At 43.9% G+C, this 16,525-nt stretch carries 13 protein-coding genes; all 13 read left to right on the plus strand.

Features of this window, described 5'->3' with window-relative positions:
• Nucleotides 1–41 precede the first annotated feature (41 nt).
• The 13 genes from mutS to zwf all read left to right on the plus strand — a co-directional run bounded on the left by mutS (nucleotide 42) and on the right by zwf (nucleotide 16,177).
• The gene (gene mutS, locus LCU_RS09390; protein ID WP_056967078.1) at nucleotides 42–2,627 is read left to right on the plus strand and encodes a DNA mismatch repair protein MutS; all 2,586 of its coding nucleotides are present in this window, start codon (nucleotides 42–44) and stop codon (nucleotides 2,625–2,627) included.
• 280 nt (nucleotides 2,628–2,907) lie between these two features.
• Nucleotides 2,908–4,857: a DNA mismatch repair endonuclease MutL gene (gene mutL / locus LCU_RS09395; RefSeq protein ID WP_039098683.1), complete on the plus strand. Its 1,950-nt coding sequence runs from the start codon at nucleotides 2,908–2,910 to the stop codon at nucleotides 4,855–4,857.
• Entirely contained in the window at nucleotides 4,857–5,414 is a 558-nt protein-coding gene (locus LCU_RS09400; RefSeq protein WP_039098684.1) for a Maf family protein, read from the plus strand. Before mutL ends, LCU_RS09400 begins: the two co-directional genes overlap by 1 nt.
• Entirely contained in the window at nucleotides 5,414–5,983 is a 570-nt protein-coding gene (locus LCU_RS09405; RefSeq protein ID WP_004265105.1) for an LOG family protein, read from the plus strand. Before LCU_RS09400 ends, LCU_RS09405 begins: the two co-directional genes overlap by 1 nt.
• A gap of 134 nt (nucleotides 5,984–6,117) precedes the next feature.
• Nucleotides 6,118–6,729, plus strand: a complete 612-nt coding sequence (gene ruvA, locus LCU_RS09410) for a Holliday junction branch migration protein RuvA (protein ID WP_004265116.1) — start codon at nucleotides 6,118–6,120, stop codon at nucleotides 6,727–6,729.
• 14 nt (nucleotides 6,730–6,743) lie between these two features.
• Nucleotides 6,744–7,751 (plus strand): Holliday junction branch migration DNA helicase RuvB, encoded by a 1,008-nt coding sequence (gene ruvB / locus LCU_RS09415; protein WP_004265034.1) that lies wholly within the window; start codon nucleotides 6,744–6,746, stop codon nucleotides 7,749–7,751.
• Nucleotides 7,752–7,765: 14 nt separating this feature from the next.
• Nucleotides 7,766–8,797: a tRNA preQ1(34) S-adenosylmethionine ribosyltransferase-isomerase QueA gene (gene queA, locus LCU_RS09420; protein WP_004265030.1), complete on the plus strand. Its 1,032-nt coding sequence runs from the start codon at nucleotides 7,766–7,768 to the stop codon at nucleotides 8,795–8,797.
• A gap of 27 nt (nucleotides 8,798–8,824) precedes the next feature.
• Nucleotides 8,825–9,346, plus strand: coding sequence for a GNAT family N-acetyltransferase (locus tag LCU_RS09425; RefSeq protein ID WP_004265027.1), 522 nt, complete (start codon nucleotides 8,825–8,827; stop codon nucleotides 9,344–9,346).
• Nucleotides 9,347–9,368: 22 nt separating this feature from the next.
• Nucleotides 9,369–10,511 carry a tRNA guanosine(34) transglycosylase Tgt gene (gene tgt / locus LCU_RS09430; protein WP_004265103.1) on the plus strand — a complete coding sequence of 381 codons (1,143 nt, stop codon included), beginning with the start codon at nucleotides 9,369–9,371 and terminating at the stop codon, nucleotides 10,509–10,511.
• Nucleotides 10,512–10,582: 71 nt separating this feature from the next.
• The gene (gene yajC, locus LCU_RS09435; RefSeq protein ID WP_004265163.1) at nucleotides 10,583–10,936 is read left to right on the plus strand and encodes a preprotein translocase subunit YajC; all 354 of its coding nucleotides are present in this window, start codon (nucleotides 10,583–10,585) and stop codon (nucleotides 10,934–10,936) included.
• A gap of 220 nt (nucleotides 10,937–11,156) precedes the next feature.
• Complete coding sequence (gene adhE, locus LCU_RS09440) at nucleotides 11,157–13,742, plus strand: bifunctional acetaldehyde-CoA/alcohol dehydrogenase (protein ID WP_004265139.1); 2,586 nt, start codon at nucleotides 11,157–11,159, stop codon at nucleotides 13,740–13,742.
• 261 nt (nucleotides 13,743–14,003) lie between these two features.
• A complete protein-coding gene (locus LCU_RS09445) occupies nucleotides 14,004–14,660 on the plus strand; it encodes a metal-dependent transcriptional regulator (RefSeq protein WP_035185906.1) in 657 nt (218 codons plus the stop codon).
• A 23-nt stretch (nucleotides 14,661–14,683) separates the two neighbouring features.
• Complete coding sequence (gene zwf / locus LCU_RS09450) at nucleotides 14,684–16,177, plus strand: glucose-6-phosphate dehydrogenase (protein ID WP_004265121.1); 1,494 nt, start codon at nucleotides 14,684–14,686, stop codon at nucleotides 16,175–16,177.
• Nucleotides 16,178–16,525 lie beyond the last annotated feature (348 nt).

Genomic DNA, 16,525 nt, shown 5'->3' on the forward strand with positions numbered 1-16,525 from the left:
CTTAGCAGCAGATCAACGTCAATGAGAGAGGGATTAACAACATGCCACAAAAAACGAAAGAAACGCCAATGATGGCGCAATATCAAAAGGTCAAGGATCAGTATCCGGACGCTTTTTTATTTTATCGCCTCGGTGATTTTTACGAACTCTTTAATGATGATGCTGTCAAAGCTTCACAATTATTGGAACTCACACTAACAGCACGCAATAAAAATGCGGATGATCCAATTCCAATGTGTGGGGTACCACACCATGCAGCCCAAAATTACATCGATATTCTAGTCGATCAAGGTTACAAGGTTGCTATTTGTGAACAAATGGAAGATCCTAAAACCGCTAAAGGGATGGTCAAGCGGGAAGTCATTCAACTGGTCACACCAGGAACGATGATGGATGAAAAAGCCGGCCATGCCAAACAAAATAATTACTTAACAGCAGTGGTGGCAGATGGCGATCAGTTTGGCTTTGCTTATACCGATTTATCAACTGGTGAGATGAAAGTCAGCCAGATTGCGAGTTTGGATTTATTGCTCAACGAAATGTTGAGTTTACAAACCAAAGAAGTTGTCATTAACCACGGTGTTGCCAGTGAGGTTGTGCACGCGTTTGTTCAACAACAAATTCTCGTGTCGTATCAAGAAGATGGCGATGCAACGGCCGAAGTCAGTTTCGTTTCACAAAACATCTCCCAGCCCCTTGAACTGGCCGTGATTAAACAATTGGTCTTGTATTTGGCAACGACGCAAAAGCGCCATTTAGGGCATTTACAACGGGCCCAAGAGTACGAGCCATCCCAATATTTAAAATTAGACCATTCTGCGAAGATGAACCTTGAATTAACGGCTTCTTTACGCACTGGTCATAAGAGCGGGACATTATTGTGGTTATTGGATGAAACCAAGACGGCAATGGGTGGCCGGTTATTAAAACAATGGTTAGAACGGCCATTATTGGATTTAAAGGCGATTCAAAACCGGCAACGCCAAGTCGCTAGTTTCATGAACCATTATTTTGAACGGACAAACTTGCAAGACGCCCTCACAAAAGTGTATGACCTAGAACGGCTAGCAGGTCGGGTCGCATTTGGCAGTGTTAATGGCCGCGATTTAATTCAGTTGAAGACTTCCTTGGAACAAATTCCAACGATTAAAACGATTTTAACGGGCATTAATGACGATCAGACCTTTGACCGTGCGTTAGACCAACTCGATCCGGTTGATGATGTACGCGAGCTCATTGAAACGGCCATCAATCCCGATGCGCCAATTTCAGTGACTGACGGTGGGATTATTCAATCGGGTTACAACGAAACATTAGATGATTATCGCGATGCGATGTCTAACGGGAAACAATGGCTAGCACAACTTGAAGCTAAAGAACGCGAAATTACCGGGATTCATAATTTAAAAATTGGCTTTAATCGCGTGTTTGGTTACTATATCGAAGTGACACGTGCGAATTTAGACGCGCTACCTGAAGGGCGTTATGAACGGAAACAAACCTTAACCAACGCCGAACGGTTCATTACACCGGAATTAAAGGCGAAAGAACAATTGATTTTAGAAGCCGAAGAACGCTCAACCGCGCTTGAATATGAGTTATTCACGCAAGTTCGCGAAACCGTTAAGTTGGAGATTGAACGGCTTCAAACCCTCGCTAAAAGTGTGGCGGCCCTTGATGTCTTACAAAGTTTTGCCGTAGTCAGTGAAAACTACCACTACGTTCAGCCGACATTAATGACTGATAGTCGCGAAATTGATTTAGTGGATGGGCGTCATCCAGTGGTTGAAAAAGTGCTCGGTCGCCAAAAATACATTCCCAACGCGGTTCAAATGGGCACCGATACGGATATGCTCTTAATTACTGGTCCGAATATGTCTGGGAAGAGTACGTACATGCGGCAACTGGCTTTGACGGTCATCATGGCGCAGATGGGATGTTTTGTACCGGCTAAATCTGCGAACTTACCGATTTTTGATCAGATCTTTACGCGCATTGGTGCGGCCGATGATTTAATTTCCGGTCAAAGTACCTTCATGGTCGAAATGATGGAAGCCAATCGCGCGATTATGAACGCGACACAAAATAGCTTGATTCTCTTTGACGAAATCGGACGCGGAACAGCCACCTATGATGGAATGGCCTTGGCCCAAGCGATTATTGAATACATTCACGACAACGTGCATGCCAAGACACTCTTTTCAACGCATTATCACGAATTGACCAGCTTAGCGGATTCACTAACCGCATTGAAAAACGTCCACGTCGGGGCAGTTGAAGAAAATGGCGAGTTAGTCTTTTTACACAAGATGCTGGCTGGCCCAGCTGATAAGTCATACGGGATTCACGTGGCTAAATTAGCGGGGATGCCGACACCGTTGTTGAACCGCGCAGATATCATCTTGGATCAATTAGAAGATAAACCAAAGGCAGCTGTCGTGCCGGCTGCTGAACCGGTTGAAGAAGTGGATGAACAAATTTCACTATTCGAACCAGAAGTGGCACCACAAGCGGATCCAAAAGCAGCTAAAGTCCTAGCGGCGGTTAAACAATTCGACTTAATGAGCGCCACACCACTAGACGCGCTAAACATGCTATACAAATGGCAAAAGGAATTAAACAAATAAGAGTGCGTCATCAACGGGTAACTTCTGAGCATTTACAGCACTTGACGAATTGGCGATGTAATCGCCGATTTGGCAAGTGGGGTAAAGCGGAAGAAGTTGTTGATGAAAGCACGTTTCGGATAAGAGTGTATTCAAGCTTGTCCAACTTTTGAGCATTAGCACAGGGAAGCGAATTAGCGACGCAGTCGATGATTTGATTCACAGCGCTAAGCGCAGAAAGTTAGCTTGAAAAGCACGTTTTAGCACTAAATACCCACACGTCAGAAAAAGGAGAACGCTAATGGGGAAAATTCATGAACTGTCAGAAATATTAAGTAACCAAATTGCGGCGGGCGAAGTAATTGAGCGGCCAGCTTCAGTTGTCAAAGAGTTGGCAGAAAATGCGATTGACGCCAATAGTACTCAAATTGACATCGTGATTGAACAGGCTGGTTTGCAATTGATTCAAGTCATCGATAACGGCGATGGGATTGAACCGGAAGATGTACCCACTGCATTTAAGCGACACGCGACAAGTAAGATTGCCACGCGCCAGGATCTTTTCAAAATTCAGTCACTTGGCTTTCGGGGTGAAGCGTTAGCCAGTATCGCGTCAGTGTCCGATTTGACGATTGAAACGGCAACCGCTGATTCGTTAGGGACATTTGCTCATTTTAAAGGTGGCGTCTTAGAAGAACAGAAAACTAATCCAATTCGCCCTGGGACGGCAATCACGGTTCGTGATTTATTCTTCAACACGCCAGCCCGCTTGAAATATGTGAAGACGTTCCAGACTGAATTGGCAAACGTGATCGATATCGTCAATCGCTTGGCGATGAGTCATCCTCAGATTGCGTTCACGTTAACCAATGATGATCACCTGCTGTTAAAAACGGCGGGTAATAACGATTTACAACAGACGATTGCCGGGATCTATGGCGTTACAATGGCTAAGCAACTCTTGCCAGTCAGTGCAGAAGATCTCGATTTTAAATTAACCGGCTATGTATCGCTACCGAAACTAACGCGGGCCAGTCGTAATTACATTTCAGTGTTGATTAATGGTCGTTATATCAAGAATTATCAATTGAATAAGGCGATTATCAAGGGTTACGGTTCAAAATTAATGGTCGGCCGTTATCCAGTCGTCGTTTTAAATATTCAAATGGATCCACTGTTAATCGATGTCAATGTCCATCCGACCAAGCAAGAAGTCCGCTTGAGTAAGGAACCTGCTTTGATGGCGTTGATTGAAAAAGCAATTCGTGAGCGACTCAGCACCGAGAATTTAATTCCCGATGCAGTGCAGAATCTAAAACAAACGAAACCGGTCGATGTGGACCAGCTTCAAATGGATTTAAACCAAATTACGAGTCAACGGCGCAATGCGACTGGTACGGTGCGGCCAATTCAGCCCCAAACAGTTCCTGAAAAGCCGGTTAAAACTGAAATGCAAGCGGCAGCGCAAATTGCGGAAACCGAAACACCCCTTAAACGAGAACCAACTGCTAATCCTAATTTAAATAGCCTGCCGATATTTGAACAACCCCAACAATTGGCCCGGTGGGATGATAAGTACGAAGCAGAGGCGATCGGAAATCCGTTTGGTGAACAACCTGAAGATGATGCAGCACCCATTGAGCGTTTCCCAGCGTTACGCTATATTGGACAACTGCACAATACATTCTTATTAGCAGAAGGTGAAGATGGCTTTTACATCTTAGATCAACATGCTGCTCAAGAACGGATTAAGTATGAATACTATCGCGAAAAAATTGGTGAAGTTAGCAACGACGCCCAGAATTTATTGGTGCCCCTTGTGTTGGAATATCCCAATAGTGATGCGATTAAGATTCAAGCACAAAAGGAACTCCTTGCCGCAGTGGGTGTGCAGCTAGAGAGCTTCGGCCAAAATAGTTTTGTTATCCATAGTCATCCGACGTGGATTGCGCAAGGCCAAGAAGAAGCAACGATTCGCGAGATGATTGACACTGTATTGGAAAACGGGAAGTTAGACATTGCCCATTTCCGTGAAAAAACGGCGATTATGATCAGCTGTAAACAGTCAATCAAGGCACACCATCACTTAGATGATGCGCAAGCTAAAGCATTGTTGGTTGATCTGGCACAGACGGAAAATCCGTTTAACTGTCCACATGGCCGACCGGTTTTAATCCATTACACGCAAAAAGATTTAGAAAAAATGTTTAAACGGATTCAAGATCCACACCATAGTTGGGAGGGCGAATAATGTTTATCTTAGCATCACAATCACCAAGACGCCGCGAACTTTTACAAAAAGTCGTGCCTGATTTCGAAGTCCAACCCGCAACAATCGATGAACGCCAGGTACCAGTGACGGCACCAGCTGACTACGTGCAGATGTTGGCGCAACTTAAGGGTGAATCCATCGCCCAAAAGAATCCTCAGGCCACTGTGCTCAGTGCTGATACTGTTGTCAGTTTTCAGGGCACGATTTACGGTAAGCCACATGATCGTCAAGATGCAGCCGAAATGTTACGGCAATTGAGTGGCAGCACGCATCAAGCTTATACAGGTGTTTGGTTATCCATTGATGGTGAAATCCGCAAAACGGTTGTCCAAACTGATGTCACGTTCTGGCCGTTAAGTCATGAAATGATTGAAACGTATTTAGACACCGAAGAGTACCGGGATAAGGCTGGTGCTTATGGTATTCAGGGACAGGGAAGTCTGCTCGTTGAGAAAATCAACGGTGACTTTTACAATGTTGTTGGCTTGCCCATCAGTACGGTGGCTCGGTTGTTAACCGCTAAGGAGGCTGACTAATGGCAACGCAAAACATTGCCGTTTATTGCGGCGCTAGTAGTGGTAATAAAATAATCTACACGGAAGCGGCTAAGGCGTTAGGCACTTGGATTGCTGGGCGCAATGCGCGCTTGATTTATGGCGGCGCCCAAGTTGGTTTAATGGGCACCGTGGCCGACACGGTGTTAGCCCATGATGGACAAGTGACCGGCGTCATGCCAGGGTTTATGAGTCAGCAAGAACTCGTCCATCCAGGTTTAACCGAAATGATTAAGGTTGATACGATGTCAGCGCGTAAAGCCAAGATGATTGAACTGGCAGATGTGTTTATCGCATTGCCGGGTGGTCCCGGTACGCTGGAAGAAATGAGTGAAGTTATTTCATGGGCGCGAATTGGGCAACAAAATGGTCCCTGCATTTTTTATAATGTCGCAGGCTATTATGATTTGTTACAACAATTTTTAGCCCACATGGTCAGTGAAGGTTTTTTAACACAGGTCGATTTTGAAAAATACTTATTTACCGATTCGTTCAGTGTGATGGCATCCTTTATCAAGGATTACCAACCGCCGAAGATTCGTGAATACTAATTGCTAGGGTTTGAGTTGGCCGGGGGTCACTTAGGCCCTTCTTTTACGCTTTTTGGCTGCTGGCTGTTTCACGATTCGGATTTTATGTTACAATTTAACAAGCAAATATACGTTCTCGTAAAGTAGGTAAATTTATGTATGAATATTTAAAAGGTTTGGTGACGGCGGTTAGTCCGTACTATGTCGTCTTAGAAGTTCAAGGCGTCGGCTATCAATTGCAAGTTGCTAATCCGTATCGTTACACCGAATCAACGACCGATATCGTTCAGATTTATGTCTATCAAGCGGTTCGTGATACGGATATCACGTTATTTGGTTTTTACGATCTAGATGAAAAGCAAATTTTCCAAAAATTAATCAGTGTTTCTGGAATTGGTCCTAAGAGTGCCTTGGCCATCTTAGCCAATAGCGATCATTCTGGGTTAATCCAAGCGATTATGAATGATGATGTGAGCTATTTGACCAAGTTCCCTGGGGTTGGCAAGAAGACTGCCCAACAAATTGTCTTAGATTTAAAGGGCAAGCTCGGTGATTTGGAACAAACCGAAACGCTCGCTGGTCAAACGGCTATCGATCTTGGTACGCCTGGTGAATCACCAGAATTAAACGATGCGTTAGCGGCGTTAACCGCGCTTGGGTATTCAGCCCGCGAAGTCAAAGCGATTACCAAAACACTGGCTGATTTCAATGCACAAACTACGGATCAGTACTTACGTGAAGGTTTACGCTTATTAATGAAGAAATAAAGGAGGACTAATGGATGGCAGAAGAACGAATTGTTTCCGCAGAAAACGAAGATTTCGCAGAAACAAGTATTGAAAAGACGTTACGGCCACAAGTCCTCGCGCAATATATCGGTCAAGACCGGGTCAAAAATGAGTTGGCGGTTTATATTGAAGCCGCTAAAAAGCGGGAAGAGTCGTTGGACCATGTGCTATTATATGGCCCGCCTGGTTTAGGTAAGACGACCTTGGCGATGGTGATTGCCAATGAACTGCATGTTCAGATTCGGACGACGAGTGGGCCAGCAATTGAACGGCCTGGCGATTTAGTCGCATTGTTGAACGAGTTACAACCTGGTGATGTACTATTTATCGATGAAATTCATCGCTTGCCGAAAGTGGTCGAAGAACTACTTTATTCGGCGATGGAAGATTTCTACATCGATATCGTGGTCGGACAAGGGCCAACTGCGCACCCGGTGCATTTTCCATTGCCACCGTTTACCTTGATTGGCGCAACGACTCGGGCCGGTTTATTGTCGGCACCGTTACGTGATCGTTTCGGAATCGTCGAACATATGGCATACTATGATGAAGATGATTTGGTCGATATCGTTGAACGCTCGGCAGATGTCTTTAACATGGCCATTGTCCAAGAAGGCGCGCATGAGATTGCCCGTCGTTCGCGGGGGACGCCGCGGATTGCGAACCGCTTATTAAAACGGATTCGCGATTACGCTCAAGTGGCGGACCAAGCGGCAATTGATCAAGCGATTGCCGACCATGCGCTTAGTCAACTACAAGTCGATGTACGTGGCTTAGATAGTATTGACCGCAAGATTCTCCAGATGATGATTGACTATTATCATGGCGGTCCAGTCGGTCTAAAGACGATTGCGGCTAATATTGGTGAAGAAAATGAAACAATCGAAGCCGTTTACGAACCGTATTTGTTACAGATTGGGTTCTTAAAACGGACACCGCGGGGACGTGTTGTGACGCCCGCTGGTTATGAACATCTCGGCATTCCCTATTCAGAAAATTAGAAAGAGGTTACACAATGGTTTCAACAGAAGATTTTGATTATAATTTACCAGAAGAATTAATTGCTCAAACACCGATGATTGAACGGGCAGCGTCTCGTTTATTGGTGATGGATCACAAAACAGGCGCACTAGAAGATAAAGTTTTCTACGACATTATCGATGAATTAAATCCCGGCGATGCAGTTGTCATGAACAATACGCGGGTCTTGCCAGCACGTTTATACGGTGTCAAACCGGATACGGGTGGCCACGAAGAAGTCTTGCTTTTAAACAACACGCATGACGATGAATGGGAAGTTTTGATGAAGCCAGCACGCCGGGCCAAAGTCGGCACCGAAGTTGTTTTTGGTGATGGTCAATTAAAAGCAGTTGTGACCAAGGAACTCGAACACGGTGGCCGCATGATCGAATTTAAGTATGATGGCATCTTCATGCAAATTCTAGAAGCCTTAGGCGAAATGCCTCTACCACCATACATCAAAGAAAAATTAGACGATCCAGAAATGTATCAAACCGTTTATGCTAAAGAACCAGGTTCAGCTGCCGCACCAACTGCTGGCTTCCACTGGACAGAAGAACTCTTGCAAAAGGTGCAAGATAAAGGCATCAAACTCGTGTACTTAACGTTGCATGTTGGGTTGGGAACTTTCCGGCCTGTTTCAGAAGACAACGTGGAAGATCACAAAATGCACAGCGAATTCTACCGTTTAACAGAAGAAGCTGCTGCAACGTTGAATGAAGTTAAACAAAACGGTGGCCGCATCGTGGCAACGGGGACAACCAGCATTCGGACGCTAGAAACAATTGCGACGAAGTTTGATGGTGAACTCAAAGCTGATAGTGGCTGGACATCAATCTTTATCAAACCTGGTTATCAATGGAAAGCTGTTGATGCATTCATCACGAACTTCCATTTACCAAAATCAACCTTAGTGATGTTGGTCGCTTCATTTACCGGTCGCGAAAACATCTTAAATGCTTATCAACACGCTGTTGATGAACGGTATCGTTTCTTTAGCTTCGGCGATGCCATGTTTGTTAAATAATTCGACAAAAATGAGGTGGCAGCATTGATGTATTTGAGAAAAGCAACGTTTACAGATTTACCGCGGATTTTAGAGATTATCGAACATGCAAAGGCCGCCTTAAAGGATCGCCAAATAAATCAATGGCAAGCAGGTGAACCTAATCAAACTCAGTTTGAAGACGAGATTCGCCAAGAATTATGTTACATTCTGATGGCTGACCAACAGGTGATTGGGGTCGCCTCAATTCTAGCAACTGAAGATCCTGGCTATGCAGCAATTACCAATGGTCAATGGCAATCTGGTTCGACACCTTATTTTTCAATTCACCGTGTCGCACTCGATAGTGCCTTCCACGGCCAACATCTCGGGACACAGTTTTTAACCTTATTGGTGACCGCTGCCAGTTTACGAGGCGCACATGATTTACGCATCGATACGCACCCTGATAACTTGGCGATGCAACATATGATTCAAAAAGTAGGCTTTCAATATCGTGGTGACATCTTCATTGCAAACGGTCCGTCACCGAAACGCTATGCGTACCAATTATTACTGAACCAACAATAATCCTAGAATTGGAGTCGATTAAATGGAACCAGCGATCAAGTATCGTTTAATCAAGAAAGAAAAACATACCAGGGCGCGCCTTGGTGAAATTGTGACACCACATGGCACGTTTAAAACACCCATGTTTATGCCAGTTGGGACCCAAGCCAGTGTTAAGACAATGGCGCCTGAAGAATTAAAAGAAATGGGTGCCGGCATTATTTTATCGAACACCTATCATCTCTGGTTACGACCTGGGGAAGACATCGTTGAAAAAGCCGGTGGTCTTCATAAGTTCATGAACTGGGATCGCGGTGTGTTAACCGATTCTGGTGGTTTCCAAGTGTTCTCACTTGCGAAATTACGGGATATCAGTGAAGACGGTGTTGCCTTCAAGAGTCATTTGAGCGGCGAAAAACTGTTCTTATCTCCTGAAAAAGCAATCCAAGTCGAAAATGCTTTGGGTGCCGATATCATGATGAGTTTCGATGAATGTCCACCATTCTTTGAAAGTTATGACTACGTTAAAAAATCAGTTGAACGGACATCACGTTGGGCTGAACGGGGCTTGATTGCGCATCAAAACCCAGCAACACAAGGTCTATTTGGGATTGTCCAAGGGGCCGGCTTTGAAGACTTACGCCGCCAAAGTGCGCGCGATTTAGTTGGGATGGACTTCCCCGGTTATTCAATCGGTGGCTTATCAGTTGGTGAATCAAAAGGCGAAATGAATCGCGTGCTTGATTTCACAACACCAATGTTGCCTGAAGACAAACCACGGTACTTGATGGGCGTCGGTTCGCCTGATGCCTTAATCGATGGTGTGATTCGCGGTGTCGATATGTTCGATTGCGTGTTGCCAACCCGGATTGCCCGTAATGGGACAACAATGACCTCACAAGGCCGATTAGTGGTTAAGAATGCGAAGTACTCAGAAGACTTCCGCCCACTGGATCCTAAGTGTGATTGTTATGTCTGCAAGAACTACACCCGCGCTTACATTCGCCACTTGATTAAAGCGGACGAAACGTTTGGGATTCATTTAACGAGTTACCATAACTTATACTTCTTGATTAATTTGATGCATCAAGTGCAAGATGCCATCGAACAAGATAATTTATTGGAATTCAGAGAAGCGTTCTTCGAAGAATATGGTTACAATGAAAAGAACACTCGGAATTTCTAGTGAATCACTGGAAGTTGCTTGATAAGTCTGATAGAGTTAGTAATAGACAAAATTGAAAAGAGGTTTTTTAAATGGCAAACTTTGTGTTAGGTGCCGGCGGTTTTAATCCCAGTTTCTTCGTTATCTTAATTTTAATGATGGCAATGATGTATTTCATGGTAATGCGCCCACAAAAGAAACAACAACAAAAACACCAAGAAATGGTGAACCAAATGAAAAAAGGCGACGCAGTCATCACAATCGGTGGTTTACACGGTGTGATTGATTCTGTTAATACAGATACTAAAATCGTTGTCTTAGATTGTGACGGCGTTTACCTCAAGTTTAACTTGAGCGCAATCCGGACAGTAACACCAACTGCTTCAGAAGCCGCAACAGTGGTTGAAGAAGAAACGGTTGAAGAAACAAAAGAAGATACAAAATAATTCAGAGAGCGCTCGATTGAATACTTCAACCGAGCGCTTTTTTATTTGCATTATATAGTAAATTTATTATCAAATGTAGGCTTTTAAAAGATAAATCGCCTTTAACTAAGAAATAAAATTTGTAATTATAATCACAAAACAGTTTACAAACAACTCAAAATGCGCTAAACTAACTTTGTTAAATAAATCACAATAGTTAATTGGCATGGAGGGAATCGATATGGTTAAGAAAGCAGCAGTTGAAACGGTTGAAAACACAGTGAATGAAATGGTCACCGATTTAGTGACGCGTGCACAACGGGCATTAGCAATTTTGGAAACATTCGATCAAGCCAAGATTGATAATATTGTCCATCAAATGGCGATTGCTGGGTTAGACCAACATATGACACTCGCTAAGATGGCGGTTGAAGAAACTGGCCGTGGGATTTATGAAGATAAAGCCATCAAGAATATTTTTGCAACCGAGGAAATTTGGAATGCGATTAAAGACAATAAAACAGTTGGTGTGATTGAAGAAGATCCAGAACATGGCATCACTAAGATTGCAGAACCCGTTGGTGTCATTGCTGGTGTAACACCAGTCACGAATCCAACCTCGACGACGATTTTTAAAGCTGAGATCGCGATTAAAACGCGGAATCCAATCATCTTTGCTTTCCATCCTAGTGCGCAACGTTGTTCGGCTGAAGCATTGAATGTCATTAAAGCTGCAGCGGTTAAAGCCGGTATGCCAGCAGATGCACTCTTATATATCGAAGAACCAAGTATTGCAGCTACCCAGGCTTTAATGAACCATGAAGGGGTCGCAACTGTTTTAGCAACTGGTGGTCCTGGGATGGTGAAAGCCGCTTATTCAACTGGTAAACCCGCACTGGGGGTTGGGGCTGGGAATGCGCCAGCGTATATCGAAGCTTCGGCGAACATCAAACAAGCCGTCAATGATTTAATCCTCTCGAAATCATTTGATAACGGGATGATTTGTGCTTCTGAACAAGCCGTAATTGTTGATGCTGAAATTTATACGGCAGTGAAGAAGGAATTCCAAGCACAAGGGGTTTACTTCGCTAAACCAAGCGAATTATCAGCACTCAATGACGCAGTAATCGACCCAGATAAGAATGCGGTCCGACCTTCAATTCCAGGCCAATCTGCTGCTAAAATTGCCAAACTAGCTGGGATCGATATTCCAGAAGATACGCCAGTTTTAATTGCTGAAATTAAAGGTGTTGGACACCAATATCCACTCTCACATGAAAAATTATCACCCGTACTTGCGATGATTAAAGCTAAAGATCGCGAAGATGGCTTGCAACTCTGTGAAGCAATGCTAGATCTTGGTGGTCTTGGGCATACGGCTTCGTTGCATACAACGGATGAAGCTTTACCACTCGAATTTGCAAAACGGATGAAAGCATGCCGGGTCTTAGTGAATACACCATCAGCACAAGGTGGGATTGGTGATTTATACAATGACATGTTACCATCATTAACCTTAGGCTGTGGGTCATACGGCCATAACTCAATCTCCCACAACGTTTCAACGATCGATTTGTTGAACGTGAAGACGCTAACCAAGCGCCGGAATAACATGCAATGGGTGAAGTTGCCCAGCAAAATCTATTTTGAAAAAAATTCAGTCAACTATTTAGAAAAAATGGCGGACTTGCATAAGGTTTTTATCGTCGCTGATCAAGGGATGGTCGACTTAGGTTACGTGCAAATTGTTGAAGACGTCTTGGCGCGCCGCACAGATCAAGTGCAGGTCCAAGTATTTGCCGATGTCGAGCCAGATCCATCAACCGATACCATTTATAAAGGCGCCGAAGTGATGAAACGCTTCAAACCCGATACAATTGTTGCTATTGGTGGGGGCTCAGTCATGGATGCGGCCAAAGGGATGTGGTTATTCTATGATTCAGAAGATGCCGACTTCTTTGGCGCTAAGCAAAAATTCTTAGATATTCGGAAACGGACTTACAAGTTCCCAAACCTCGATCGGACGAAACTAATCTGTATCCCAACCACTTCTGGAACGGGTTCTGAAGTAACGCCGTTTGCGGTCATTACTGATAGTGAAACGCACATCAAATATCCATTGGCAGATTATGCGTTAACACCAGATGTGGCAATTGTGGATAGTCAATTCATCGAAAGTGTGCCACCCCGCGTGGTTGCGCATACTGGGATGGACGTTTTATGCCACGCGACTGAAAGTTACGTATCAGCGATGGCGTCAAATTATACAAAAGGGCTCAGTTTGCAAGCCATTAAATTAGTGTTTGATAACTTACAAGCGAGTTATGCGGGCGATAAGACAGCTAAAGCCAATATGCATGATGCGTCAACAATGGCGGGAATGGCGTTTGCCAATGCGCTATTAGGTATCAACCATTCACTGGCGCACAAACTGGGCGGCGCGTTCAATTTGCCGCACGGATTGATGATTGCCATTACAATGCCGCATGTCATTCGCTATAATGCTAAGACACCAACGAAACGGGCACTCTGGGCTAAATACAGTTACTTCAGAGCAGATGAAGATTATGCTGAAATTGCACGTTATCTCGGTTTACCAGGTAAAACGACTGAAGAACTGGTGGCCGCTTACGCAGATGCTGTGACTGCATTGGCGGAAAGTATCGGCATCAAGATGCGTTTACGTGATAATGGCGTGACAAAGGCCGACTTTGATCGCCACGTTGATGATTTAGCAGAACTGGCATATGAAGATAACTGTACGGTAACCAATCCAAAAGAACCATTAATTAAAGAATTGAAAGGGATTCTCGAAGCAGAATTCTAGCAAATTGACCAAGTGATTTGCTAGAATAAGTGGTTTGAGAAGCCCGACCACAAATTTAAGGCGGTAGACTGAAACAAATCGGTCTACCGCCTTTTTTTGTTGCTGAAAAGAGATTAATTTTTTACTATTTAAGGGACTAAATTGAAGCTTAATGGTATGAAAATTATTACAAATAAGGCATAATAGAAAGTAGACATTCATTTAGTTCAGGGATAACTAAGAAAAGTTTGTCGACAAACTTGATTAAGGATCTGGATGGCAATGACACCCAATAAAGAAGACTATTTAAAAATTATTTTTGAACTTGGTGGCGACGCAAAGAAAGTTACCAATAAGGAAATACTAGCGGGATTGAACGTTTCGGCGGCATCAGTCACGGAAATGGTCAATAAGTTAGTGAAGGAAAACTACGTCAACCACACACCTTACCAAGGAATTCAACTAACAAGTGAAGGCGCCCGCGAAGCAGCCCTATTAGTGCGCAATCATCGGTTATGGGAAGTTTTTTTAGTCGACAAGTTACATTATCAATTCAATACGGTGCACCCAGAAGCAGAACAACTCGAACATGTTACTAATCACGACTTGGCTGAACGGTTAGCTGATTTCTTGGGGCATCCAACGCGTTGCCCGCATGGTGGGATTATACCCAATGCCAAGGGGGAATTCGAACAACAAAGTCACATCGCACTTGAAACATTACAAGTGGGTGAAACGGCGATTATCGATCGCGTATTGGATGATAATGACTTATTAAAATATACACTGGAAATCGGCTTGTCAGTCGGTGACAGTGTGACGCTCCAAAAGGTTGGCCTCTTCGAAAGTCCGTTGACTGTTTTTAATAATACGAGTCAAACAGAAATCCAAATCGGCCTCAAAGCGGCACAACACATCTTTGTGACGCCACAAAATTAATTTATATGAAAGTGGTGTGAGATATGCACACAGATTTAGCAGCACTCTTTATTATTTTTGGTGGTTCCGGGGACTTAGCCCAACGGAAATTATACCCCGCATTATTTAATTTATACCGGAAGGGTTATTTAAAAGAACACTTCGCTGTCATTGGAACAGCACGGCGGCCATGGACGGATGATCATTATCACGAAATCGTCATGACAGCTTTGGACAACTTTGATGAAGATCAAGCAACTAAAGAAGCTTTCGTAGGTCATTTCTATTATCAATCACATGATGTGACGGACGCCAAGCACTACGAAACATTAAAGGCTTTAGCAAGTCAGTTGGATGAACAATACGAATTACACCAAAATCGGATTTATTACATGGCCATGTCACCACGGTTCTTCGGGACAATCGCAAGTCATCTCGGATCAGAAGCGCTCCTAACGGCGGATGGCTTTAACCGGTTGATTATCGAAAAACCATTTGGTCGCGATTATGAAAGTGCTAAGGCGCTTAACCAAGAATTGACGCAAACCTTTGATGAAGACCAAATCTACCGGATTGATCACTACCTTGGTAAAGAGATGATTCAAAATATCGTTGCTTTGCGTTTTGGGAACGGTCTATTGAGTGGTGTATGGAATAATCAATTCATTGATAACGTCCAAATTACGTTGGCTGAATCAGTAGGGGTTGAAGAACGCGCTGGCTATTACGAAACATCGGGGGCCTTGCGCGATATGTTCCAAAACCATATCATGCAAGTGATCGGAATGCTTGCAATGGAAGTGCCGGTTAACTTTACGGCAGAAGATGTGCAACGTGAAAAAACACGTCTTTTCAGAAGTATTCAACCTTACTCACCAGCAGAAATCAAACAAAACTTTGTGCGCGCCCAATATGCTGAAACATCGGTGGATGGCGAAAACAAACCGGGGTATCAACAAGAAACCAACGTTGCGCCTGATTCACAAACCGAAACATTTGTCGCTGGGAAAGTGATGATTGATAACGAACGGTGGTGTGGCGTACCATTTTACGTCCGGACCGGTAAACGATTGGCACGTAAAGAAACGCAAATCAATATCGTCTTCAAGAAGACTGGCGTCAATATTTTTGCTGATGATAAGTCAGATCGTTCAGCAATGGCACCTGATGTCTTAACAATCTATGTCGAACCGGAACAAGGCTTTTCATTAACGATTAATGGTAAAGAAGTCGGTCAAGGATTCGCCTTGAAACCTGATCAATTGGCTTACCAATATGATGAACAGATGTTGGCTGACAGTCCAGAAGCTTATGAACGTTTGATTTTAGAAGCGCTCAATGGGGATGGCACGAACTTCACACATTGGCATGAATTAGCCGCTTCATGGCAATTTGTCGATGCGATTCGTGAAGTCTGGGATGCGGATCAAACGCCACTACCAGGTTACTCAATCGGTTCAATGGGGCCTAAAGAAGCAACAGATTTACTGGCAACAACAGGGGCCGAATGGATTTTTGATCCCACTCAAAATAATTAAATTAAACAAGTCAGCAAAGTCTGTGTATGAGATGCTCATGCCAGGCTTTTCTTATTGAAAGAAGTACGTCATCAACGGGTAACTTCTGAGCATTTACAGCACTTGACGAATTGGCGACGGAATCGCCGATTTGGCAAGTGAGGTAAAGCGGAAGAAGTTGTTGATAAAAGCACGTTAAAGGAAGAAGTGCGTTAATTCGCGGTTAGCCTTTGAGCATTTGCCTAATCAGACGGATAAGCGCCAAGGGCGATTATTTGGCTGATGTAGCAAAGCACAGAAGGTTACGAATTAAAAGCACGTTAAAGAAAGAAGTGCGTCAAAAGCGGAACAATGTGCCTGAAAAAGCAT

It is taken from the genome of Latilactobacillus curvatus JCM 1096 = DSM 20019, from assembly GCF_004101845.1.
Classification (GTDB): Bacteria; Bacillota; Bacilli; order Lactobacillales; family Lactobacillaceae; genus Latilactobacillus; species Latilactobacillus curvatus.